Source organism: Aeromonas sp. 1HA1 (genome assembly GCF_029237385.1).
GTDB lineage: Bacteria > Pseudomonadota > Gammaproteobacteria > Enterobacterales > Aeromonadaceae > Aeromonas > Aeromonas popoffii.
On the sequence record NZ_JAACGC010000069.1, the window covers coordinates 1 to 22,971 of the forward strand.

18 protein-coding genes, 3 tRNA genes and 1 pseudogene are annotated in these 22,971 nt (G+C 60.5%); 19 read left to right on the forward strand and 3 right to left on the reverse strand.

Annotation, left to right across the window (positions count from 1 at the left end; translation table 11 throughout):
- Positions 1-138: 138 nt before the first annotated feature.
- The 4 genes and pseudogenes from GWQ22_RS17480 to GWQ22_RS17495 form a co-directional block, all read left to right on the forward strand.
- A pseudogene (locus GWQ22_RS17480) lies at positions 139-969 on the forward strand (IS630 family transposase); the annotation flags it as partial.
- A 42-nt stretch (positions 970-1,011) separates the two neighbouring features.
- A complete protein-coding gene (locus GWQ22_RS17485; RefSeq protein WP_157830766.1) occupies positions 1,012-1,281 on the forward strand; it encodes a hypothetical protein in 270 nt (89 codons plus the stop codon).
- Complete coding sequence (locus tag GWQ22_RS17490) at positions 1,281-1,436, forward strand: hypothetical protein (RefSeq protein WP_216641016.1); 156 nt, start codon at positions 1,281-1,283, stop codon at positions 1,434-1,436. Before GWQ22_RS17485 ends, GWQ22_RS17490 begins: the two co-directional genes overlap by 1 nt.
- Positions 1,437-1,489: 53 nt before the next feature.
- On the forward strand, positions 1,490-1,666 hold the full coding sequence (locus GWQ22_RS17495) for a type I restriction endonuclease (RefSeq protein WP_216641017.1): 177 nt from the start codon (positions 1,490-1,492) through the stop codon (positions 1,664-1,666).
- Between the two features lie 355 nt (positions 1,667-2,021).
- On the opposite strand, the gene GWQ22_RS17500 is transcribed toward GWQ22_RS17495, so the two are convergent.
- Positions 2,022-2,109, reverse strand: a tRNA-Ser gene (locus GWQ22_RS17500).
- Between the two features lie 276 nt (positions 2,110-2,385).
- The gene (gene dauA, locus GWQ22_RS17505; RefSeq protein ID WP_275931097.1) at positions 2,386-4,122 is read right to left on the reverse strand and encodes a C4-dicarboxylic acid transporter DauA; all 1,737 of its coding nucleotides are present in this window, start codon (positions 4,120-4,122) and stop codon (positions 2,386-2,388) included.
- 589 nt (positions 4,123-4,711) lie between these two features.
- On the opposite strand from dauA, the gene GWQ22_RS17510 reads away from it, so the two are divergent.
- From GWQ22_RS17510 to GWQ22_RS17560, 11 genes are all read left to right on the forward strand, one after another.
- Positions 4,712-4,787, forward strand: a tRNA-Asn gene (locus tag GWQ22_RS17510).
- 2 nt (positions 4,788-4,789) lie between these two features.
- Positions 4,790-4,865, forward strand: a tRNA-Asn gene (locus GWQ22_RS17515).
- Positions 4,866-5,149: 284 nt separating this feature from the next.
- Positions 5,150-5,638 carry a YqhA family protein gene (locus GWQ22_RS17520; protein ID WP_042035645.1) on the forward strand — a complete coding sequence of 163 codons (489 nt, stop codon included), beginning with the start codon at positions 5,150-5,152 and terminating at the stop codon, positions 5,636-5,638.
- A 123-nt stretch (positions 5,639-5,761) separates the two neighbouring features.
- A complete protein-coding gene (locus GWQ22_RS17525) occupies positions 5,762-6,211 on the forward strand; it encodes a hypothetical protein (RefSeq protein WP_275931098.1) in 450 nt (149 codons plus the stop codon).
- A 4-nt stretch (positions 6,212-6,215) separates the two neighbouring features.
- Positions 6,216-9,221 (forward strand): hypothetical protein, encoded by a 3,006-nt coding sequence (locus tag GWQ22_RS17530; RefSeq protein ID WP_275931099.1) that lies wholly within the window; start codon positions 6,216-6,218, stop codon positions 9,219-9,221.
- Positions 9,221-10,060, forward strand: coding sequence for an FTR1 family protein (locus GWQ22_RS17535; protein ID WP_275931100.1), 840 nt, complete (start codon positions 9,221-9,223; stop codon positions 10,058-10,060). The genes GWQ22_RS17530 and GWQ22_RS17535 overlap by 1 nt, the downstream gene beginning before the upstream one ends.
- Before the next feature lie 87 nt (positions 10,061-10,147).
- On the forward strand, positions 10,148-11,572 hold the full coding sequence (locus tag GWQ22_RS17540) for an NAD(P)/FAD-dependent oxidoreductase (RefSeq protein WP_275931101.1): 1,425 nt from the start codon (positions 10,148-10,150) through the stop codon (positions 11,570-11,572).
- 142 nt (positions 11,573-11,714) lie between these two features.
- Positions 11,715-12,290, forward strand: a complete 576-nt coding sequence (locus GWQ22_RS17545; RefSeq protein ID WP_275931102.1) for a hypothetical protein — start codon at positions 11,715-11,717, stop codon at positions 12,288-12,290.
- A gap of 149 nt (positions 12,291-12,439) precedes the next feature.
- Complete coding sequence (locus GWQ22_RS17550; RefSeq protein ID WP_275931103.1) at positions 12,440-13,810, forward strand: hypothetical protein; 1,371 nt, start codon at positions 12,440-12,442, stop codon at positions 13,808-13,810.
- A 15-nt stretch (positions 13,811-13,825) separates the two neighbouring features.
- A complete protein-coding gene (locus tag GWQ22_RS17555; RefSeq protein ID WP_275931104.1) occupies positions 13,826-15,496 on the forward strand; it encodes a hypothetical protein in 1,671 nt (556 codons plus the stop codon).
- 87 nt (positions 15,497-15,583) lie between these two features.
- On the forward strand, positions 15,584-16,780 hold the full coding sequence (locus GWQ22_RS17560; protein ID WP_212513853.1) for a Bcr/CflA family multidrug efflux MFS transporter: 1,197 nt from the start codon (positions 15,584-15,586) through the stop codon (positions 16,778-16,780).
- Positions 16,781-16,891: 111 nt separating this feature from the next.
- Here the strand turns inward: GWQ22_RS17560 and GWQ22_RS17565 are convergent, their stop codons facing one another.
- Positions 16,892-17,359, reverse strand: a complete 468-nt coding sequence (locus GWQ22_RS17565) for a DUF4357 domain-containing protein (protein ID WP_042035635.1) — start codon at positions 17,357-17,359, stop codon at positions 16,892-16,894.
- Between the two features lie 197 nt (positions 17,360-17,556).
- On the opposite strand from GWQ22_RS17565, the gene GWQ22_RS17570 reads away from it, so the two are divergent.
- The 4 genes from GWQ22_RS17570 (at position 17,557) to GWQ22_RS17585 (ending at position 22,484) form a co-directional block, all read left to right on the forward strand.
- The gene (locus tag GWQ22_RS17570; RefSeq protein ID WP_275931105.1) at positions 17,557-18,237 is read left to right on the forward strand and encodes an ABC transporter ATP-binding protein; all 681 of its coding nucleotides are present in this window, start codon (positions 17,557-17,559) and stop codon (positions 18,235-18,237) included.
- 27 nt (positions 18,238-18,264) lie between these two features.
- Positions 18,265-20,706, forward strand: a complete 2,442-nt coding sequence (locus GWQ22_RS17575) for an FtsX-like permease family protein (protein ID WP_275931106.1) — start codon at positions 18,265-18,267, stop codon at positions 20,704-20,706.
- Positions 20,703-21,767: a lipocalin-like domain-containing protein gene (locus GWQ22_RS17580; protein ID WP_275931107.1), complete on the forward strand. Its 1,065-nt coding sequence runs from the start codon at positions 20,703-20,705 to the stop codon at positions 21,765-21,767. Before GWQ22_RS17575 ends, GWQ22_RS17580 begins: the two co-directional genes overlap by 4 nt.
- Before the next feature lie 234 nt (positions 21,768-22,001).
- Positions 22,002-22,484 carry an MgtC/SapB family protein gene (locus GWQ22_RS17585; protein WP_275931108.1) on the forward strand — a complete coding sequence of 161 codons (483 nt, stop codon included), beginning with the start codon at positions 22,002-22,004 and terminating at the stop codon, positions 22,482-22,484.
- Positions 22,485-22,971 lie beyond the last annotated feature (487 nt).

Below are 22,971 nucleotides of genomic sequence, written 5' to 3' on the forward strand. Positions count from 1 at the left end.
GCAGGACTCTGAGGGTAGAATTGGTCATGGCGTATCACCTCTGTTAATTGAGATTCTTCGCGGGAATCAATCAGCAGGATACGCCACCTTCTCTATCTCCCCCATACACCAGAAATCACCATAACTCATCGAGATGAAGGTGTGGGTGCGTTAGAAGCCTTACCGGCTGGCCGAGCCCCAGTCTTACCTATCGCCAAGATTGTCACCTTACTGGTGTTGCTCATGCAGTTTTCTCCTCAAGATTTTGGTTATCAGCGCAGCCGTTGGTGTACTGAGCTATTGGCCATCAAAATCAATCGGTTAACAGGGCTCAATATGGCAGCCTCCACACTTCGTCGATGGTTACCTCGTATGGGCATTGTCTGGCGCAGGCCCGTGCCGACCTTGCGGATAAAAGACCCGGCCTATCAGGAGAAAATGGCGAATATCGACGCTGCGCTGGCCCGTTGTGATGCCGCTAATCCGGTGTTTTATGAGGATGAAGTCGATATAGACCTCAATCCCAAATTAGGGGCCGACTGGATGTTCAGAGCGCAGCAAAAGCGGGTTGTCACACCGGGGCAGAATGCAAAACATTACCTGGCAGGCGCTCTCCACGCAGGCAACGGAAGAGTACTTTACGTCAGCGGGATAAAGAAAAACTCATCCCTGTTTATCGCCATGCTGGAAAAGCTGCGTCACCACAACCGACGAGCCAAAACCATCACGCTGATCCTCGATAACTACATCATTCACAAAAGCAAACAGACCGAGCGATGGTTGAAGAAGCATCCCAAGTTCTGCCTGGTATTCCAGCCAGTTTACAGTCCTTGGGTTAATCACATAGAACGGCTGTGGCACAAGTTACATGAAACCATCACGCGCAATCATCAATGCAGTGGGATGGCCAACCTGCTGACTCGAGTGAAACACTTCATGGATACCGTGTCTCCTTTCCCTGGGAATGGCTATGGCACAGCGAAGGTGTAGCACTATTAGGATCAGTTATTTAGGACCCGCGGATGGGACCGAGTGATCCAGGATCTGATAGACGAGACGGCCAAGGCTAAAACCATTTTTATAGGGCGTGCGGCTGGCCAATCCACATCTGCTATGCGAGGGAATGGCGTATTGTTCTGTTTGCTGGCAGGTCACTCCAGTTTCTCCCTGTTTGGCGGAGGCGATGATGGCGCGGCCAATAATGTCGACAAAATGCCAAATGTACCAGCCGAGTGGAATGGCGATGACAACGGTGGTGGGATATCAATCATCGAATTTGTGGTGGAACAAGGAGAAGGCTAATGGCTTTTTTATCCAAGGCCTCGGTGGAACTGGCATTACTGGAACAGTTGGGAGAGTTGGAATACAGCATCGCACGCGAGGAGGCCATCGGCCCTGATGGATATCGATCGGAGCGCGAGAGTCACGATGAGATCGTCCTCAAGGAACGGCTCTAAGACGCTGTCGTGCCCTACCACTGGAGGCCAAGCAGGACTCCTTGTGCCGCGTGATGCAATCCGAACTGTCATCGTTGCTCGAAAACCGCCGCATCCACAAGCTGATGACAGAAGGTATGGACGTCCAGCACTACGTGAACAACTGCACTGTGATTGCTGGCAAGGCAGCGCTCATCAACTTTGAGCAACCAGAGCAGAACGACTTGCTGGCGGTAAGCCAGTTGTGGTGATCAGCAGTCAGAATAACCGGCTGCCCGATGTGGCGGTGTTCATAAACGGCTTGCTGTTGGCCACGTTCAACCAGTTGCAGACTTACAAGAATCAGATTCCAGGGTTGTTCAAAACCAACGAGATAAGAGATAACGCTCATTAAGCTACGTGGGAGGTGGGCGTTATCCCTATCTAGATAGCACATGATGATCGCTCTTGTCCCGTAGGTGACAACCCGTGAATCATCGACCACATTGTCCAACAGGGTACGAGATAGTTCCGTACCAGCCAACATCAGATGGCATAGTGAATGGCATATCAAAAAACACCAATAAATAAAAAGCCCAAGCAATTCAATTGCTTGGGCTTATCATTTGGCGGTGAGGGAGGGATTCGAACCCTCGATACGTTGCCGTATACACACTTTCCAGGCGTGCTCCTTCAGCCACTCGGACACCTCACCAAATTTTCACTTCTTTGAAGTGGCTTTCGGATCACGCGATGCGTGCTTTTTTTTGCCGACTTCGTCGGTGGGCAGCCACTGGGGCACCTCACCAAATTTTTTCTCACATTTTCAGGTGCCTGAGTTGCACCATCGCTTGCGGGCCATGCCGCGGCGACGGGGCGTAATGTAAGGGATGCTGTATCCTGGGGTCAACGCAATTTTGCAGTTTTCAGTCTGTTTGCTCAAGAACCGAGCCAACTGCGCAAAATCTTGTCACACCGGCATCCCATTTGCTCAGGTTGCTGGCTGTTCTTGGCTATGTTCACCTTTCAATGCCTCTTCCAGCGAGCCATAAAACTCCAGCTGACCGGGTACGGGACGCACCTTGGCCCGCGCCAGGGTCTTCAGCGGCTGAAACTGCAATTCGGCGACCCGCAGTTGCACCCCGGCCTTGACCATCTGCTGTTCAAACTGCAAGAAGGCGGAGAGCCCCCCCGCATCCAGAATGGAAACGGCCTCCATCTGCAATACCAGCAACTTGTGTCCCTTGACTTGGGCTACCAGCTCGCCAAAGACCCGTTCGGCGGCGGCGAAGAACAGGGGACCATTGATCTTGTAGAGCAAGGCTCCTGCCGGCACTTCGTGGGCATAGCGCTTGTGATCCGCCAGATCGTGCAGCCTGGTCATCTTGGCGATTTCACGCATGAACAGCAGTGACGCCAGGATCACCCCGAAGGTGATGGCAATCACCATGTCGAAGATAACAGTGAGCGAAAGACAGACCATCAATACCAGCACATCGGATTTAGGCGCGCGACGCACCAACTCCACGACCTTATGAGCCTCACTCATGTTCCAGGCGACGATCAGCAGCAGCGCGGCCATGGCCGATAGCGGCAACCAGGAGAGCCAGGGCGCCAACACCAGAATGGCCGCCAACACCACCAGGGCATGGATGATACCGGAGACAGGCGATGTCGCCCCGGCGCGCACGTTGGCGGCGGAACGGGCAATCGCGGCAGTTGCCGTGATGCCGCCGAAGAAGGGCGCCAGTATGTTACCCAGCCCCTGCCCCACCAGTTCGGCGTTGGAGCTGTGTTTGCGCCCCGTCATGCCATCGAGCACCACGGCGCAGAGCAGCGACTCTATCGCCCCCAGCATGGCCATGGAGAAGGCCGCCGGCAGCAACCGCTGAATGGCCGCCAGGTTCCACTCAACCGGTGCACCATTCGGCCCGGGCAGAGCCCACGGCATCACCAGAGTCGGGGCTATGGGCGGGATCCCCATACCCTGAGTGCCATCGGCCAGGGTATAGCTGAACTTGGTGCCAATGGTGGCCACATCGACCCCGAAATAGTGCAGACCAAACCCTAGACCCACCCCCACCAGCACGGCGGGCAGGTGACCGGGCACCGGCAACCTCAGCCGTGGCCAGAGCAGCAACACGGCCAGAGTCGCAATCCCGACGAGCGTATCGCCCCATTGCCAGCTTGGCAGGGCTGACGCCAGCGCCTCAACCTTACCTATGTAGGTCTCCGGCATCTGCGCCACAAACAGGCCAAAGAAATCTTTGATCTGCAAGGTGGCGATCACGATGCCGATACCACAGGTAAACCCCAGGGTCACAGAGAGCGGAATGTACTCGATGAGACGTCCAAGCCGGGCCATCCCCATGGCCACCAGAAAGAAGCCCGAAATCAGGGTCGCCATCAAGAGGCCACCCACGCCAAATTGCTGGGCCACCGGATAGAGGATCACCACAAAGGCGGCGGTCGGCCCCGAAATGGAGAAGCGGGAGCCACCGGTCACGGCAATGACGATGCCGGCTATGATGGCGGTGTAGAGACCGTGTTGTGGCGGCACGCCACTGGCAATGGCCAGTGCCATGGCCAGCGGAATGGCGATGATGCCGACCGTGATGCCAGCGATCAGATCGCGACCAAAGCGGGGGAGGCTATAGGGTTCATCAATACAGGATTGGCGTAAAGCAATGGCCAGCTTCACGCTTTGCAAAGGAGCTTGGTTGTGCATGTATGTCGTAATACCAGAAGAGGGAGATAAAGGCCGGATTGAACCGGCGCCCGATCATCATCAAGGGCCGGCAGAGCTGTCGACGCGGCGATGGTATCCTGGGCAACCATACTCCAGCCGATGAAATATTTCGATGGGCGGGATCAATGAATGACCGTTACCACGCAAAATCGCCGTTTATTGTCCACATATCACCGGTTTTTCTCACCATTACGCCGATCTTTCACTTTGCCTGCTAACTAAATTCTGACACATCCAAATCGCTCACCCTATCCGCCACACCTCTTCCCGCCGGGTCCGGGTCATGGCTTCATTGCTCCGGCGCGATGCGCCGCCCTCCCCCTCGGCTCAGCAAGCCCGCTATGTGGCTCGCCATCGAGGGCAGCCAGATCCCGGCCAGACACGCATGTGTCAAAACGAAAAAGTGCTCGGCAAAGGTCCGTTTCAAGCTGCTGATTGTGCTGAAAATAGTCCACAACGACCACGTTTTGGGCAAACGGGCCGAAATTCGATTTTTTGCGTCGGGTCGCGGGTTGACACCCGGCCAACAGGCTATTAATATCCGCTGCGTCTCAACGAGACAGGCAATTCCTCCTTAGTTCAGTCGGTAGAACGGCGGACTGTTAATCCGTATGTCACTGGTTCAAGTCCAGTAGGAGGAGCCAATTCCCTCGTAGTTCAGTCGGTAGAACGGCGGACTGTTAATCCGTATGTCACAGGTTCAAGTCCTGTCGAGGGAGCCAAATTCCAAAGCCCACCCCTATGGTTGGGCTTTTCATGTTTGTCACTGGTGCCCCACTTTCCTCTGTGTGGCGGACACATTAGGTTGCCGGTCGCCTGCCTCTCACACTCCTGATGTGTGGCCGATAGCGATGTAGGCCCAAAGGCCCCATCAAGATCGAATAACAACCGACAAGCCGGGCCCAGTTTGATGGTGATGCCCTTGCGATGCAGCCAGTCAAAAACCAACATTTGCCAGCCGTTTCGCCCCATAATAAGCACAATTTTCCTCTACTCAGGAGTTCTCATGCGCCGATTCAATTTGATGCTCAATGGCAGCCGGTTGATGATGTTCCCTTTTTATGTGTGCATTCTGGTCTGCGTAGCGCTGTTGATGGTGAAGTTTGCCATGCAGCTCTATACGCTGTGCCGCAACATCATCGACATCCACTATCTTGACCTCATCACAGGGGTGCTGACTCTAGTGGACTTCGTATTGGTGGCGCAGATGTTGATCCTGGTGGCTATCTGCGGCTATCTGCAGTTTATTCAGACCCCGGAGCAGCGCGCTGCGATGACCGACAACTGGTTCAACAAGATCAACTTCGTCTCCCTGAAACTCATCGTCATCAACTCCCTGGTGACCATCTCCGGGATCGAGGTACTCAAAGCCTTTCTGGGCAATAGCTCCGGCAATGAAGTCGAGATTAAGTGGTCAGTCATCGTCTTTTTGGCCTTCTCACTGGCGGCACTTATCTATGCAATCACAGAAAAGTTGGTAGTAGAGCGCGAGTAGCCAGTCCCTGTTTTCATTCAGGATTGATTCATTAAGAGCCGAATTGATAACTCTTTTCATTACCTTTACTGCATTGTAAACTTGCTCCCCCCGGGCTGCACCGCCCGGGCGTTGGAGCCCTCAATGACAAGCCTTTCCCTCTCACCCCGACAGTTCTGGCAGTGGCTGGCCTATCACCACCAGGCCGCCGAGGGCACCCTCTATCTGATGTTCTTCTCCGGCCTGCTGTTGTGGGAGCCGCTGACCCCGCTCTGGTCGCTGGCGCGCTGGGCTCTGTTTTTCCATGTGATGCTCTCGCTCACCCTGTTCCCCCTGCTGTTTGGCGCCTTCTGGCTCTCTCATCGCGCATTGCTGAACCGCAGCAACAAGCCCTACTTGCGGATCACAGGTCGCATCATCGAAGGGCTGCTGCTGGTCTGTCTGGCCAGCGGCCTGCTGCTGATCCTGCACGGCACCCCGGGGGACAGCATGGGCAGCCTCGCTAGCTGGGCCCACTGGCTGAGCGCACTGCTGCTCACTCCTCTGGTGCTGCGCCACGCCTGGCGCTGGACCATCTTGCAATGGCGCTCCTGATCCCATGTTGAAGTCATCTCTTTGTGCATGTTTGTCACCCCTGCTGGCCCTCGTCCTGCTGCTGGCCAGCTCCTTTGCCACTGCCCAACAGATGAGTTCAGGCATGATTGCCTATGAGGAAGGGAAAATACCGCGCCTCATCACCGCTAACCTGAGCGCTGGCTCGGTCACCCTGCTTGAACGCGATAGCGGCAAGCGGCTAAACGAGGTGCAACTGGGAGGCGATCTGCGCCAGATTGCCCGCGCCGATGACGGCACCCTGCTGGTCACAGACTACAGCGGCGATCGATTACTGCTGCTGGATGATGATCTCGATCTGGAAAAGGCGATCCCCACCGGCCATCGCCCCTATGGGGTCATCTTCGATCCCAAGCGGCAGTGGTTCTGGGTCACGCTGTTCGAATCAGCTCGCCTGCAAGCCTACGACACCGCAGGCAACCTCAAGCTGGATGCAAAGACCGCCGAGACTCCGCGCGGACTGGCCTTGACCGACGATGATCGCCTGCTGCTGACCCACGCCATGACAGGCCAGCTCGCCATCTATGATCTTGCCAAGCTTGGCCACAACGCAAAGGGCTCCTCCCTGCCCAAGCCGCGCCTGATCACGCTAGCCGAGACCCACAGCAATACGCCGAGCGATTCACAAGGGCTACCGCGCCTGCTCGATGGCATCGCCCTCTCCCCCGATGGCAGCGAAGCCTGGCTGCCCCACGTGCTGTGGAGCTTCAGCCACCCCTTCCAGTTTCAAAGCACCGTCTTTCCGGCCGTCTCCATCATCGATCTCGATGAGGAGAAAGAGCGGGTAGATGAAAGAAAGCAGCTCTTTTTGCAAATCAATCTGCCAAGCGTCGGCAACCGCAGCCAGATCGTCTCCAACCCGTTCGCGGCGCGCTTCGCCGCCGACGGCAAGCGGGTCTATCTGACCCTGGCGGGCTCGGAAGATCTGCTGGTGTTTGACCTCTCTCGCAGCGGCAAGTCCAACAACAACCGCCACCGCCGCAAGAAGTTTCAGGGGGGCGCCAAGGCGACCCAGCTGTTGCGTCACCTGCCGGGCCAGAATCCGCGAGATCTGCTGATCGACGGCGACCATATTCTGGTGCACAACGCCATGGGGCAGGATCTTACCCGCCTCAATAGTGGCGGTAGCGGCCCGTTTGCCCGGGTCACCGTCGATGTGCCCCACTTTGCCAAACTGGTAGAGACAGATCCCCGCCCCGAACCGCTCAAGCGCGGCGAGCGGCTGTTCAACCTTGGTAACACAGCTTCCAACTCACGCTTCCCCATGGCGGGGGACAACTGGATGAGCTGCAACTCCTGCCATCTGGACGGGTTCAACTTCACCAACCGCCATCTGATGGCGGCCCACAGCCAGAAGAGCGGCGACAACGCCATCAACGGCCACGCCAACCTCACCAACATGGTGGCGGGGGATTTTGTCGGCGAATACCTGCGCATGACCCAGCAGACCCAGGGCGGTATGGGCCATGACACCCGCGATGGCGCCGAGCCGGTCGACCCCGCGAGGCCCCAGCCGGAAGTGAACGCGATGATGGAGGACTTACACGCCTTCGTCACCGCCGATGGCAACCTCCCCTATCTCGCCAACTGGCTGCGGCTCGATGCCCCGCGCACGGATCCTGCCAAGGCGCCGACCACTCACCCGAAAGCGTGGCTCAACTCGGCCTCCTGCCAGAACTGCCACAGCCAAGCGTTCAAGGACTGGAGCGAGAGCAACCACCGGCTAATGGGCAACTCCCACCCCTACTACAAGGTGGTGCTGGCGCTGGCCCGCCAAACCGAAGGCGAAGCCTTCGGCCAGTGGTGCCAGGGCTGCCATATGCCCCAGCAGGTGCTGACCGGCCAGATGGATCTGCCCAAGGGCTCCCACCTGTTCGAGCAGTGTGGCGCCTCGCTGATTGCCGCCCACAAGGCTGGCGAACCTGTGGTTGAGGAAGGGACCGGCTGTGTGCTCTGCCATCGCATCACCAAGGTAGAAGATGCGGGCGGCAACAGCGCCTTGACGGTCAATTTGAAAGACCGCGAGAGCTATGTGTTCGAGGATGCCCCGGGGGGGAGCCTGCAGCACTGGCTAGGGTCGCGGCAGATCAACGCCCGCCCTGCAGCCCACAAAGCCTCCTACCAGAAGGATTTCTACCGCGACGCGGCCCTTTGCAAGTCGTGCCACAACGAGTTTGCCCCGGGCACTGGCGCCAATATCGTCAACACCTGGGACGAGTGGGAAAAATCCAGCTTCGCGAACGCTGACGATCCCGCCAAACGGCGCACCTGCATCGACTGCCATATGAACCCCGAGCCGGGCAACGGCGGCGCGCCGGTGGCGGGCCAGTCCACCGAAAACGGCACCATGAAGGCGCGGCTCTATCGCCACAACTTTACCGGCGCCCAGCACCAGCTGGTGGGGCTGAGGAGTGCCGAACTCGAACAGGAAAGTCTGGCCCTGCTGCGCTCCAGCGCCACGCTCTCTGCCCGGATCGAACAGGCTGCAGATAGTCAGCAACTGGTGGTGCGGGTCGCCAATACCGGCGCGGGCCATGCCCTGCCCACCGGGGTGGCCGATTTTCGTGAACTCTGGCTGGCGCTGACCGTCACCGACGCCACCGGCAAGCTGGTGCTTGCCAGCGGCCAGCCGGTGGATGGTGCTGTCCCTGAGGATGCGAGACTGTTTCGCAAAGTGTTCGGCGATGCCGAGGGCAAGCCGGTGGGGCTCAAGTTCTGGCGTTACGCCAAACTGCTGGAAGATACCCGCATTCCGGCCGATGGCTGGCGCGATGAAGTCTGGCCGCTACCCGCAGATGCCCAAGGGCCCTTCAAGGCCGATATCAAACTCAATTTCCGCACCTATCCCAAGTGGGTCAATGATGCGGTGCGCGCCGCCGAGCCCAGCTTGCCGGAGCCACCCATAGTGCAGCTCGCTCGACTTCAACTCAATCGGCTGCAACTCACCTTGCCGCCTCTTCCCGTCACGCCCGCTACGGAGCCTCAATCCTGATGTTTGCAAGTTTTCTCATTACCCTGCGCGAGGGGCTGGAAGCCTTCCTGCTGGTCGGCATCTGCCTCTCCTACCTCGCCAAGCTGGGGGCAAGCCGCTACAACAAGTTCATCTATCTGGGAGTGGCGCTTGGCCTTGTCGCTTCCCTTGTCGTCGCTTTCCTGTTCCAGGTGGTGGTGAGCCAGTTCGAGAGCGAGCGTTACAACCACCTCTTGATGGCGGGGATCCTCATTTTCGCCACTTTGGTGCTCACCTATATGGCAGTCTGGATGCAAAAGCAGGCCAAATCCCAGGTGGGGGCCATGACGGCGCGCATCGATGCGGCCATCGATGGCGGCAACCTGTTTGGGCTAGTGCTGCTCGCCTTCCTTGCGGTGATGCGCGAAGGATTTGAAACCGTGCTCTTCTTCTCCGCCCTGCTCTATTCGGGCCAAGGGGTAGATCTGCAATCCGGTCTGATGGGTGCGCTGGCGGGGCTGCTGGTCTCCGTTGCGCTGGTGTGGGGGCTGCTGCGCTCCACCCGCAAGGTGGCGCTGGCCCCCTTCTTCCGCTGGACCGGGCTGCTGATCATCATCATAGCCGCAGGCCTGTTGTCGTCAGCCATCAACATGTTGCAAGCGGCGGACATCATCACCTTCTGGACCGAGCCGGTATTCAATATCAGCCACATTCTCGACGATCAGGGGGTGTTTGGTACCTTCCTGCGCGCCCTGTTTGGCTACAATGCCTCACCCGCTGGCTTGCAGCTGCTGACCTGGGCCCTCTATCTGGCGGTCTTCGTTACCCTCTGGCAGCGCAGCTACCGCCCGCAGGGAAGTGCCGTGCCCGCCCAAGGCTGAGCACGTATCGCTAAACGGTAACAACACCCTTCGGGGCCGCGCCTTGGCGCGGTTCCCTTATCTATCAAACAGTTTCGGAAATAGGTCATGAGCGATAACAACAAGAAGCACATTGCTGTGCTGGGTGCTGGCCCCGCCGGTTTGATGGCTGCCTGGCGCCTGCGCCGCGCCGGTTTTGCAGTCACCCTGTTCGAGCAGGAGCCGGTCGTGGGCGGCATGTGCGCGACCCAGACCTTCAAGGGGCGCGATGGGGAGTATCGCTTCGACTACGGCGGTCACCGCTTTATCACCAAGAACCCCGAGCTGCTCGGCTTTATCGACGAGCTGATGGGGGACGACCTGCTCCACGCCGATCGCAAGAGCGTGATCCGCTTTGGCGGGCGCACCTATGACTACCCATTGAACCTGCCCAACCTGCTCAAGACGGCGCCGCTCGCCCTGATGGCCGGTGCGGTGAAAGACTTGCTGCTGTTGCCCTTTGCCAAGAAACCGGACGATTTCGCCAAGGCGAGTTTTGCCGAGTGGATCCAGAGTCACTTCGGCCGCACTCTCTACCGCCAGTTCTTCGAGGGCTACACCGGCAAGCTGTGGGGCATCAACCCGGACCAACTCTCCGCCGACTGGGCCGGTCAGCGCATCAGCCACATCGATCTCAAAGACGTGGCGCGCCGCCTGCTGCCAAGACGCAACGGCAACCTCTCGGTGCGCACCTATGCCCGCAAATATCGCTACCCCAAGTACGGCTTTGGCCAGATCTTCACCACGCTGGGGGAGCGGCTGATGGCAGAGGGGGCCCTGCTGAAAACCGGCGCCACCATCACCCGCCTTGAGCAGGCTGATGGCCGCATTGAACGGGTTTATTGGTCACAAGATAACGTTGAGCAAAGCGCGACCTTCGATCAGGTGATCTCCACCCTGCCGCTGCCGCTCACCTGCCAGCATCTGGGCTTGCCGTGCGATTTGCACTACCGGTCGCTTCGCTTCGTCAATATGCCACTCAAGCAGGAGAACCTGTCGGACAACACCTGGCAGTACCTCTCCGACCCCCATATTCTGGCGACCCGCCTGCAGGAGCCGCGCCGCCGCAGCCCCTTTATGGCCCCCCAGGGCCAGACCTCGGTCATGCTGGAGATCCCCTGCAACCCGGGAGATGCCACCTGGCAGGCGCCGCTGGCAGACTTGCGCGGTCGGGTCACCGCTGATCTCGCCAGCCTCGGCGTCGATACCGCCAAGCTTGGCGATGAGACCTTCGAGGCGCGCAGTGAATACGCCTATCCGCTGATGGATCTCGGCTATCAGGCTCGCCGCAACGACGCCATCAAGGCGCTGATGCCGATAGGCAACCTCATCATGACCGGCCGTCAGGGGACATTCCGCTACATCTTCACCGACACCGCCATGGAGATGGGGATGATGGCGGCCGACATGGTGATTGACGGGGTGGACAGACGCCACGCCATCTTCAACCATCGCAATGAAAATACCGTGATCGAAACCCAGAGCGTGGCCTAAGAGCGATGGCTGGTGCTTAACCGGCAAACAGACGCCGCAACACCTTTAACCACCGCCACGAAAACACCGTGATTGAAACCCAGCGCGTGGCCTGAGGGCCGCGTCATTGGCATAACCTCTTGGCATAAGTAAGGAGAACAGGATGACCATCCGCCCGGGTTTACTCGCCCTCACCCTGCTGTTGACGCTCAGCGGACTGACCCTCAGCGAACAAGTACAGGCTTACTCATACGCCGCCGCGGGCAAGGAGCCGCTGATCGACGCCCGCGAGGCGCTGCTGGTCGCCGCCACTGACGGCAAGGATGCCAGCGCCACCTTGAGCGAGATTGCCGACGAGCTGACCTATCTGGAAGAGCATCATAAGGTCGAACTGCAAGCGCCGCTGGCCGCCGCCATCAAGGGGAAAGATGCTGCTGCCACCGCCGCCCTGCTCAACCGCGCCTATAAAGCGGAGATCGATCGCCGCCTCGAAGGGGCCAGCCAGAATCTTGGCGACTACCAGAGCGCCAAGGTGCTGGTGGTCAAGAGCAAGCGCTTCCTCGATGTGATCCTCCCCTCCCTCAGTGAAGGGGATCGCAAGGCGGCCGAACAGGCGCTGGCCAAGGTGCTGGATGCCATCGGTAACCCGGGGGTATTCGGGGTGGGTGCCAAGCCCGCCGATGCCGCCGCCTTTGCCGAAGCACAAAAAGCGCTGATGGCCGTGCTGGCTCCGCTCTGATTGCTGTCTGCCACTCATTGCGCCATCTCGCGTTGACAAACGGTGGGTTTCACTTCGCTCGACCCACCCTACGCTCGGCTCTCTTTGGGAGGGGGCAGGGTGAGGGAAGTCGGCTCTACAGCCGATTACGCTTCGCTAATCGACCCTACTTGCTGATCCTGCTGCAACTGGCTTGGCTCGGCTGGCTGCTGGCCTTTCCGGTGGCGCTCGATTCCGACGATGCCCTCAATTTCGCCCACGGGGTGACGCGCTTTAGCGTGCTGGAGTTCTCCCCCCACTTTCCGGGCTACCCCGCCTTTATCTGGCTGGCGCGACTGATCAATCTGGCGGTGGACGATCCGGCCCGCGCGGTGCAGTGGGCAAGCCTCATGGGCACAGCACTGCTGGCGCCGCTCGCCGCCTGGCTGGCAGTCAGGGTGTGGCAGCGACCAAGCCTGCTCACCCCAGTCTGGCTGCTGGTGCTGGCCCTGCCGCTCACCCCGACGCTGGCGCTATCCGGCCTCTCGGATGGGCCCGCGCTCGCCGCCTGGCTCGGGGCATTGCTGGCCTTGCAGCAGCGCAGAATTGCGCTGGCGGGTCTGTGGCTCGGTCTGTTGCTGGCCCTGCGCCCCTCCTATTTTGTGCTGGCGCTGCTGCCCCTTTGGCTGGGGATGGCGCATAAGGGGACACGGTTCAGGTTCGTCCTCCCCATCGCGCTGGTGGGGCTTATCAGCCTGCTCTTTGTCTGGCAGGCCGATGGCTGGGCCTATTTTAGCGAGGGGCGACGCTTTACCGATGGCCACTTTACCCTGTGGGGCAACACGGCGGCGGCCCACGGCGACCAGCTGCTAAGCTGGGCGCACACCTTCCAAGATCAGCTGACCCCGCTCTGGCCCTTGGCTGTCGGAGCCTTGCTGGTACTGCCACTCTGGCCAAGATCAAAAGGCCACGCTGCCGCCCTCTCGCCGCTTTGGACGCTCTACTGGCTTGCCCTGCTGCTCTGGACCCTGTTTGGCCAGAATCCCGACAACCCCCGCCATCTGGCGCCGATTACCCTGCTCGGTATCGTGCTGCTGGCAGGCTGGCTGCCACGCCGCGCCATGGGGCTGGTCGCTGTGGCCGGATTGCTGCTGCTCGGGGCAACCTTCACCCTGCCCCGTCCGCCCGCCATAGTACAGGCGGCCATGCTGGCAGAAAAAACCTGTCCAGCGCTGGTGACCCAATGGGGGGTGAGGCTGCTGCGGGAGACCACGACCCTGCCGGTGACCGATGGCTGGTACCAGGGGGATGCGCGTCTTGCACTCAAGCAAGGGGCCTGTCGCCTCAGTCGCCGCCCCATAGCCGCGAGCGAGATGCCCACTGCGGTGGATCAGCACTGGTTTGCCCCGCGCTTTGCCGCCGAGCCCGGCCTCTGGCTCGCCATCCCTTCGCCTGTGACAGGCAATGGCACAAATAACAAACAACATAGAAATGGCGCAAAACTCACCCAAACAATTCAAAGACAGGGGAACAACTCGGTTACACTCACTGCGCATCCATAACAAACGAGTCTCATTATGCGTATAACCAGAGAGTGGTGGTGGGTTGTGTTCTGGCTGACCGGGACCTGCGCCCTCTTGTTGCTGCCCTTCTGGCTGCGCGGGGGTAGCCAGGGCCATGACCTGTTCCATCACCTGCTCTCTGGCCACTTCTTCGCGGTGCAGCTGTGGCAAGGGGAACTCTATCCGCGCTGGCTGATGGAGATGAATGGCGCCTTTGGCAGCCCGGTCTTTTTCTTCTATCCCCCTCTTCCCTACTATGTGAGCGCCCTCTTCGCCGGGCCGACGCCACTGGCCCACGAGGCAATGACACCCCTGCTCTGGAGCAGCAGCGTGGCACTCTGGCTATCCGGCCTGTTTGCCTATCTCTGGCTGCGCCCCTTTGCCAGCATGCCAAGGGCACTGGCGGCCAGTCTGCTCTATATGGCACTGCCCTATCATCTGGCGATCGATATCTATGCCCGTTTTGCCCTGGCCGAAAGCTGGGCCTTCGTCTGGGCACCGCTGGCCCTGCTGGCGCAGGATCGCCTCTGCCGACGCGCCCCCTTTGCCCTGCTGCTGCTCGCGCTGGCAGTCGCCATGCAGGCCCTCTCCCACCTGCCGAGCCTGCTGCTCATTCTAGGGTTGCTCACCGTGCGCAGTCTGCTGCTGGCCTGGCGCGGCAAAATGCGCGCCCCGCTGGTTGGCACCCTGCTCGGCCAGCTCTGGGGGCTGGCGATGGCCAGCCTGTTGCTGCTGCCTGCACTGCTGGATCAGGGGGGGATCTCCATGGAGCAGATGCGCACCGGCATGTTCGAATTTCAGCGCAACTTTCTCGACCGCTTGCCCGAGAGTCAGGAGGACTGGCGCTTTCGCGGCCATCTGGCCTGGCAGACCTGCCTTACTCTGGCCCTGCTGCTGGTTGCCTGGGCTGCCGCCCGTGAACCACGCCACCCCGAGCTGCTGATCTGGGGCGTGTTCGGCACCCTTTGTTTCCTGATGATGCTCCCCCTGAGCGAACCCCTGTGGCATCTGCTCGTACCGCTGCAGCTGGTCCAGTTTCCCTGGCGGTTCAATCTGCTGCTGGCCATCGCCACCGTGGCCGTGGTAGCGCTGGGCGCCCCCGCTTATCGCCCGTTGCAATGGCTCTGGTGGGCCCTGCTTGCCCTCACCCTGTTGTCACAGGGGATCTATGTGCGCGAGTCGCCCCTCACCCAGGCACCGTCAAAGAGCCTGCTCGATGCCGAGTTCGACAGCAAACGCAGTGCGCGCGAATACCGGCCGCAGCAGGTACCGCGCGGCATGTTTGCCCCCACCCTGCTGGCCTGGAGAGAGGAGTTTCAACCCCCCATCACCACCGAGCAGAAGGGGGTCTCGTGGCAGATCCTGAGCTGGCGGCCACGCCATATCGAACTCACCGTGGATGCCCCCGTCCCCGCCAAGCTGATCTTGCACCAGTTTGACTATCCCGGCTGGCAGGCGATGCTCAACCAGCGCCTGCCGCTGAGTGTGAGCAGTACCCACAACGGGCTGGTGCAGGTCTGGGTGCCTGCTGGGCAGCATCAGCTCACCTTTACCCTGAGCGCACGCTGGCCGGAGCGACTCGGTTACGGCATCTCGCTGCTGGCATGGCTGCTCTGGCTACTCGTGCTGACAAAGGAAGTTCGCGCTAACAGCGTGGGGAACAGGGCACCGCCCTCCCCCTTTTGAGAGAGCAGGAACGCCATGCCGGGCGCGACCAAACCTGATAAACTCGCACTTTGCCCATTGCAGCCACGTTTCACCACCGGACAGCCTATGCCCCAGAGCAATACAACGCCCCTCTCTCCCCGTTTTCTGTTTATCCTGCTCGGTGCACTGGCGGGTCTGACGCCGCTGGCAGTGGACATGTATCTGCCCGCTATTCCGGCCATCGCCAAGGATCTCGCCACCAGCATCGACGGCGCCCAGCTCACCATCAGTGCCTTCCTCGGTGGCTTCGCCATTGGCCAGTTGTTCTACGGGCCGCTCGCCGACAGCTATGGCCGCAAACCGGTGATCCTGGTGGGTCTGGTGATGTTTGCCATCGCTTCTGTGGGTTGCGCCATGGCGGACTCCCTGCCCGAATTGCTGGCCTGGCGCATGTTGCAAGCGGCGGGCGGCGCGGCGGGCTCCGTGGTGGTCAATGCCCTGCTGCGCGACCTGTTCGAGAAGGAGGCGTTCTCCCGCGCCATGTCGTTCGTCATCCTGACAATGACGCTGGCCCCCCTGATAGCCCCCGTGGTAGGTGGTTACATCAGCGCCCATAGCGACTGGCGGGTGATCTTCTGGCTGCTGATGGGCATCAGCCTGCTCATCTGCGTGGTGATGCAGTGGAAAATTCAGGAGACCCTGAAGCCCGAACACAGGCAACCGCTCAGGCTGGGGCAGGTGCTGCGCAACTACTGGGGTGTGATCTCCCATCGCGGTGCCATGGGCTATGTGCTGTGCGGCGCCCTGTCGAGCGCCGGCATGTTTGCCTTTATCAGCGCCTCACCCTACGTCTACATCGAGTATTTCCAGGTGCCGACCGAGCACTACGGCTGGCTGTTTGGCCTCAACATACTGCTGATGATGGTGGTCACCTTCGTCAACAGCCGACTGGTGAAAGGAGTCGGCGCCGAGCGCATGCTGCAATACGGCCTGCTGGTACTGCCCGTTGCCGGTGCCCTGCTTATCTACAACGCCTGGAGCCAGACCGGGGGCCTGTGGGGCATCGTCATCCCTGTGGTGCTGTTTGTCGGTCACATCAGTCTGGTGGGGGCCAACGCCATGACGGGCCTGATGGGCCACTTCCCCCAGTCGGCGGGCACTGCCTCGGCACTGGCTGGCACATTGCGCTTTGGCATAGGTGCCCTGGTGGGTATTCTGGTCAACCTCAATCCGCCCGAATCGCCGCTGCCCATGGCCATCGCCATCGCCAGCTGCGGGTTTGGTTCGGCCATCAGCTACTGGCTGCTTGCCGACAAGAAATAAACGCCTGACAACACAACGCCGCCCTCTTTGAGCGCCAAAGAGGGCGGCGTTTTCATGTCCGTTGTGCTGTCCCCACCCGCAGCAGGGAGACGCAGCTGGCTGGCCGGGAAATTACTTCTTGCCAAAGCCCGACTGCTTGAGCGTGTAACCCGCGCTGTTTTGCCAGGCATCCAGACCGCTACGGTTGTTGCCCGCCACCAGACTGGCGGCCAGACTCGGGCTGTTGAACAGCTGATCGGCGGTGAATACCAGGCCCCCTTCGCTGCGCAAGGTAAGGATCCCCTTGCCCAGCAGCTCCTGACGCAGTTCGATCACGGCGTCACGCAGGGAGGCGGCATCCTCGCCATTGGCGGTGGATCCCGCCAGCACCATGAAGCCGGGATGTTGCCGCTTGCCCACCGGATAACCGTGAGCCTCGGCCCCCTTGCCGTTGAAGTGGTACAGCTCGCGCTCCCCCGGCGTGTTGTCGGAGAGCGCCTTTTGCAGGGTCATCAGCTCGTTATAAATCTCGATGGGGACGACGGCAGCCTGCTTGTTGCCCTTGCTATCGATGATAAAACTGACTTGCTTGTGTAACATCCTTGCTCATCCTGTGACCCATGGAAGCTCCTATTCTAACCACCTCTGGCAAGCGGGATCCAGCGAGGATCCTCACCTCTTTTGCAGGCTTGATCACTAACTGGCTCTCTTGAACCGTTGCGAGGCGTGTTGATCATTCCCAAGCGTGGTAGCCTAGATAGCATGATGAAAGCCATTGACCATCAAGCGGTTATCCCATGCTGACCCTGCGCAACCTCTGCAAGAGCTTCGATAACGGCAGCGAACGCCTGCCGCTGTTCCATCATCTGGATCTCACCCTGGCCGCAGGCGAGATCACCCTGCTGCTGGGGCAGAGTGGCTGTGGCAAATCCACCCTGCTCAACCTGATCGCCGGACTCATCCCCCCGGATGAAGGGGAGATCTGGCTGGGGGAGACCCGGCTCGACAACCAGTCCCCGGATGATAGGGCCCGCCAGCGCGGTCGGCATTTTGGCATCGTCTATCAGGATTTCAACCTGCTGCCGACCCTGAACGTGGAGGAGAACCTCTGTCTGCCGCTCGCCATCAACGGCCTGCCACAGGATGAGACAAAGATTGACCGCTTGCTGCAACAGCTCGATATGGCCCACAAGCGCCACGCCTGGCCGGAGCAACTCTCCGGCGGCCAGCGCCAGCGGGTCGCCCTGGCCCGCGCCCTCATTCACCAGCCCCAGTGGCTCCTGGCCGACGAGCCCACAGGGAGCCTCGATGAGCACAACGCCGAGCAGGTGATGGTGTTGATGATGGAGGCGGTGCGAGAAACCGGTGCGGGGCTCTTGCTGGTGAGCCACAACCCCGCCTATGGCGCCTTGGCGGATAGAGTGCTGCGCCTCGAAGGAGGCCAGCTGATTGAGCTCAAGAGGGCGCACCATGCGTGACGCCAGCGGCAATCGCGAGGCTGTCTCATGCTGCCACTGAAGGCGCTGCTGCGCCTTTATCGCGCGCATCCCTGGCTGCTGTTGATGAGCCTGACCGGGCTCATGCTGGGGGTCTCGCTGGTGGTGGCCATCGAGCTGCTTAACCACAGTGCCAGCACCAACTTCGTCGCCGCCCGCACCCAGCTGGCGGGGGATGCCAACTACCGGCTGGCCCCGAGCGGTGGCCTGGATGAGCAAGGTTACGTACAACTGGTGCGCAGCCAGCCAAGCCTCAATGCCATGTCGCAGCTGCATGCCTGGCTCAAAGACGAGCAGGGACGCAGTTTTCAGCTGCTGGGGATGGATCTCTTCAACCCCGGCCCCCTGCGCCAGCTGTTTGGTGAAGGCCCATCCAGCGAGCCCGCCTTCTCCTTAAGCCGCGCCGACAGCGTCTGGCTGGCGACACCGGAGGCCAAACGGCTCGACTGGCAGCCGGGCCAGTCCCGCACCTTTGTGCTGGGCGGCAGTGGCGAAGGTGATCGCCCGCTAACCCTGACCCTGGCGGGCACCTTCGAACCCGGCGCCGTGCCCATGGAGCGGCTGCTGGTGACCGACATCGGCCTCGCCCAGCCTCTGCTTGGCAAAGAAGGCCGGCTCGATCGCATCATCTTCAAGCTAAGTGACGCCGAGGCCCGCGCCCTGCAAGCCCTGCTGCAAGCTAACCTCCCCCATCAGCCGCTCTGGCTCGAACCTATCAGCCCGGCACTCGATGCCAGCCAGCTCGGCGATGCCCTGGCGCTCAACCTCACCGCCCTCTCCCTGCTCGCCATGGCGGTGGGACTGTTTCTGGTGTTCAACGCCCAGCGTTTCGTGCAGAGCGTGCGTCGCCCCCAGCTGGCCCAGCTCATCATTCTGGGGCTGCCGCCGAGCAGGCTGCTGCGCTGGCTGGTGCTGGAGCTGCTGATCCTCGCCACCCTGGGCACCTTGCTCGGGTTGGTGCTTGGTAGCCTGTTAGCCCTGACGCTGATGGGGCAACTGACCCAGGCGCTGGCCGACCTTTATGGCCCCAATCCCATCGATCTGCTGCGTCTCTCCCCTCTGGGCCTGCTCAAGGCGCTGGTGATCGGCCTGCTGGGGACCCTTGCCGCCAACCTGCCCGGCTGGTGGCAGCTGCTGCGCCAATCCCCCCTTGCACTGCGCGAAGGCAACAGCCGCCCACCGCGACATATCTGGCGTCGGCGGGGGCTTGCCATCGCCATACTGCTGCTCTGCGCACTGTGCCTCTGGCTGCCACAAACCGGCCTGCCGGGGGCCCTCTTCGTGGCCGGAGGCTGGCTGCTGGCCATGGCGCTCTGGCTGCCCGACGCCTTGCGCTGGCTGATGGGACGGCTGCGCCGCGCCATGGGGGCGCCGGATCGCCACTACCTCTTGACCGCCCGACTCGGGGTGGCCGAGACCCAATACCATCTGGATCGCACCGCCATCGCCGTGATGGCGCTGCAACTGGCCATCGCCGCGGCCATCGGCATAGGGGTCATGGTGTCGAGCTTTCGCTCAAGTGTGGAGATCTGGCTGGGCCAGCGTCTGGCCGCCGATCTCTATGTCACGGCCCCCAAGGGGGTGGCCGGCAACAAGGGCGTCCTGAGCGAGGCGACCCTGACCGCTATTCTGGCCGAACCGGATGTGGCGCAAGCATCGCGCCGCTCGGTGCATCCCGCCCGCTGGCAGGGGCAGCCCATCGAGTGGGCGCAGATGGACTTTATCCCACAGCTTAAAGCCGCCTATCCCCTGCTGGCCGGGCGCTGGCCAACCAACCCCGACGAGTTGCTGGCAAGCGAACCCCTGACGGTGCGCCTCGGGGTCAAGGTGGGCCAGACGCTCAGCATCACCGCCGAACAGGGGCCAAGGCAGCTTACCGTCACCGGCGTCTATCAGGATTACGGCAGTGACAAGGGGCAACTCCTGCACGCTTTCGAAGAGGGTGCGGTGCAATCCCTCGCCCTGTTCAGTGCCAACCCTGAGCCGCTGGCCGACCGACTGCGTGCCCGTTTTGGCGAACAACTCAATCTGCTCTCAGCCCCATCCATCCACACCGCCGCTCTCAAGGTGTTCGACCAGACCTTTGTGGTGACCGAGCTGCTTAAATTGCTGATTTTGGGCATCGCCTTCGTCGGTATCGGCTCGGCCTTCATGGTGCTGGGGCTGGCCCGGCGCAGTGAATTGCAGACCTTGCAGAGTCTGGGCTTGAGCCCCCGCCACTGTCGCCGCCTGCTGGTGTGGCAGGGGGCAGGATTGGGACTGCTGACGGCGCTGCTGGCGCTGCCGGTGGGTTACGGGCTGGCGTGGGTGCTGATCGAGGTGGTCAACCCCCGCGCCTTTGGCTGGCGCCTCGCCTTCGAGGCCGCCCCCCTGCATGCCATCACGGCCCTGTTGCTGGCGCCTGTGTGTGGTGCATTGGCCTCCTGGTTTGCGGCGAGGAAAGTGGTATGAACAACATCAAGATTGGGCTGCTGCTCGCCTGTGCCCTGTATGGCACGGCCGCCACGGCCAGCGATCTGGGCACCCTGCTCGGCGGCGGCAACGATAACTTCAAAAAGGCCCTGCCGGGCCAGCCTATCCAGTTGCCCGCCGACCACGGCGCCCATCCCGACTACCGATCCGAGTGGTGGTATCTCACCGGCAACCTCAAAGACGAGCAGGGGCGCGAATATGGCCTGCAGTGGACCCTGTTTCGCCAGGGTATCGAGCAGGAGATCAAATCGGACAACCCCTGGCTCACTCCCCAGCTCTGGCTGGCCCAGTTTGCCATCACGGACCTCAGCAAAGGCAGCCACCAACAGGATGAGCGCACCAGCCGCCAGGGCCCAGGGCTTGCAGGCGCCAGCGGCGGTGAATACTGGATCAAGGAGTGGGTACTCACCTCCCGGGGGGAATCGCTCTTTCCCGCCACCCTCAGGGTGCAGAGCAAGGTGGGGGATCTCACCCTCCAGGTCAGCGCAGCCAAACCCGTGGTGCTGCAGGGCAAGCAGGGTTACAGCGAGAAGAGTCCGGGCAACGCTTCGTTTTACTACTCCTACCCGCGCCTGACGCTAAGTGGCACTTTGACCCTGGATGGGGAGACCCGCACCGTCACCGGTCAGGGCTGGTTCGATCACGAGTGGAGCAGCTCGGTATTGGCCGACTGGCAGTCGGGCTGGGACTGGTTCTCGCTGCAATTACGCGATGGCCGCGAGCTGATGCTGTTTCGCCTGCGCACCAAGGCGGGGCGCACTGAACCAGAAAACCGCTACGGCATTTTGATCGAACAAGATGGCAGCAGCCGGGTACTCTCCCCTGACGATATCACGCTGACGCCGGGCAAGACCTGGCGCGGCCCCAAGGGGCAAGCCTACCCCGTGGAGTGGCAACTCAAGGCCGCCGATTTGAACCTCACTATCCGTGCTCGCCAACCCAATCAGGCCATGACGGGGCGTTTTGACTACTGGGAGGGGGCTGTCACCGTAGAGGGGGATGCCAAGGGGGTCGGCTATCTGGAGATGACCGGCTATTAAGCCTCCGGCCATCGCCGGTCATCCCTCATACTAACGCCCGTTTCAAAAGCGGACCGCTATCAAGAACTCATTAACATCTGACAACTTGGCAAGCTTTTTACTCAACAAGGGAAGTCAGCGTTTGATACCCTGCGGATGCGGTCTCATGGCGTATTTTCGTACACAGCCCATGGCGACAAAATTAACCTGTTTGAGTCGTTCAACTCATATGCAGCACGCACAAGGATGGCATTTATGTGGCAAGAGATATGGCAGACCATCGTCTCCGAGTTCACGGATATTCAAGATATCAAGCAGATGACCCAGATTGTATTGCGCCTGCTGGTAGCTGGCCTGCTCGGTGGTCTATTAGGCTACGAGCGTGAACAAAAAGGGAAAAGTGCCGGGATCCGCACCCATATGCTGGTCAGTATTGGCGCCGCCCTGTTCGTGCTGATCCCCCAGCAAGCAGGAGCATCAACCGCTGATCTGACCCGGGTGTTGCAGGGTCTCACTGCCGGGGTGGGATTTCTGGGGGCTGGCACCATCATTTTGGGCACCCGACAAACAGAAACCAAGGGGCTGACCACGGCCGCCGGTATCTGGGTCACCGCCGCCATCGGCATTGCCGCGGGGATGGGCCGAGAGTCCACCGCTGTGCTCGCTACCCTGATAGCGCTGTTTATTTTAACCATCGTGCCTTGGCTGCTGACGCTCAAAAAAGAGGGCCGTGAGTGATCCTCACTCGCCATACCAATGGCGACAGCTATCAGGCGATAACCGGCTACCAAGGTGGCCGGTTTGCTCGATGAAGCGAAACCAATAGCCCATATAAACAGGGCATAAAACAGGTATTGCCCATCCATTCCTCTAACTTGGTGCCAGTAGTCAAGGATGCCGATCCTGCTTGTTTATCGAACAAACCTCCCCCACTCCGCCCCCTTGGCTCAAGTCTGATCCCCGTCAAAAAAACATGCAAAATCTGAGCGTTAACTGACTTTATGCTCACTGATACCAGTAAGTAGGTTCGATTAGCGAAGCGTAATCGGACGCACGAGATGCATAGCTACCGGTTGTTTTACCTTGAACAAGCGGTCCCGAGTTATGGTGATTTCTGGTGTATGGGGGAGATAGAGAAGGTGGCGTATCCTGCTGATTGATTCCCGCGAAGAATCTCAATTAACAGAGGTGATACGCCATGACCAATTCTACCCTCAGAGTCCTG

What these genes read in the sequence shown, in the direction of transcription:
- GWQ22_RS17490 (WP_216641016.1), top strand. Translation starts at nt 1,281, where the DNA reads ATGGCTTTTTTATCCAAGGCCTCGGTGGAACTGGCATTACTGGAACAG.
- GWQ22_RS17495 (WP_216641017.1), top strand. Translation starts at nt 1,490, where the DNA reads ATGCAATCCGAACTGTCATCGTTGCTCGAAAACCGCCGCATCCACAAG.
- dauA (WP_275931097.1), bottom strand. Translation starts at nt 4,122, where the DNA reads ATGCACAACCAAGCTCCTTTGCAAAGCGTGAAGCTGGCCATTGCTTTA.
- GWQ22_RS17520 (WP_042035645.1), top strand. Translation starts at nt 5,150, where the DNA reads ATGCGCCGATTCAATTTGATGCTCAATGGCAGCCGGTTGATGATGTTC.
- GWQ22_RS17525 (WP_275931098.1), top strand. Translation starts at nt 5,762, where the DNA reads ATGACAAGCCTTTCCCTCTCACCCCGACAGTTCTGGCAGTGGCTGGCC.
- GWQ22_RS17530 (WP_275931099.1), top strand. Translation starts at nt 6,216, where the DNA reads ATGTTGAAGTCATCTCTTTGTGCATGTTTGTCACCCCTGCTGGCCCTC.
- GWQ22_RS17535 (WP_275931100.1), top strand. Translation starts at nt 9,221, where the DNA reads ATGTTTGCAAGTTTTCTCATTACCCTGCGCGAGGGGCTGGAAGCCTTC.
- GWQ22_RS17540 (WP_275931101.1), top strand. Translation starts at nt 10,148, where the DNA reads ATGAGCGATAACAACAAGAAGCACATTGCTGTGCTGGGTGCTGGCCCC.
- GWQ22_RS17545 (WP_275931102.1), top strand. Translation starts at nt 11,715, where the DNA reads ATGACCATCCGCCCGGGTTTACTCGCCCTCACCCTGCTGTTGACGCTC.
- GWQ22_RS17555 (WP_275931104.1), top strand. Translation starts at nt 13,826, where the DNA reads ATGCGTATAACCAGAGAGTGGTGGTGGGTTGTGTTCTGGCTGACCGGG.
- GWQ22_RS17560 (WP_212513853.1), top strand. Translation starts at nt 15,584, where the DNA reads ATGCCCCAGAGCAATACAACGCCCCTCTCTCCCCGTTTTCTGTTTATC.
- GWQ22_RS17565 (WP_042035635.1), bottom strand. Translation starts at nt 17,359, where the DNA reads ATGTTACACAAGCAAGTCAGTTTTATCATCGATAGCAAGGGCAACAAG.
- GWQ22_RS17570 (WP_275931105.1), top strand. Translation starts at nt 17,557, where the DNA reads ATGCTGACCCTGCGCAACCTCTGCAAGAGCTTCGATAACGGCAGCGAA.
- GWQ22_RS17575 (WP_275931106.1), top strand. Translation starts at nt 18,265, where the DNA reads ATGCTGCCACTGAAGGCGCTGCTGCGCCTTTATCGCGCGCATCCCTGG.
- GWQ22_RS17580 (WP_275931107.1), top strand. Translation starts at nt 20,703, where the DNA reads ATGAACAACATCAAGATTGGGCTGCTGCTCGCCTGTGCCCTGTATGGC.
- GWQ22_RS17585 (WP_275931108.1), top strand. Translation starts at nt 22,002, where the DNA reads ATGTGGCAAGAGATATGGCAGACCATCGTCTCCGAGTTCACGGATATT.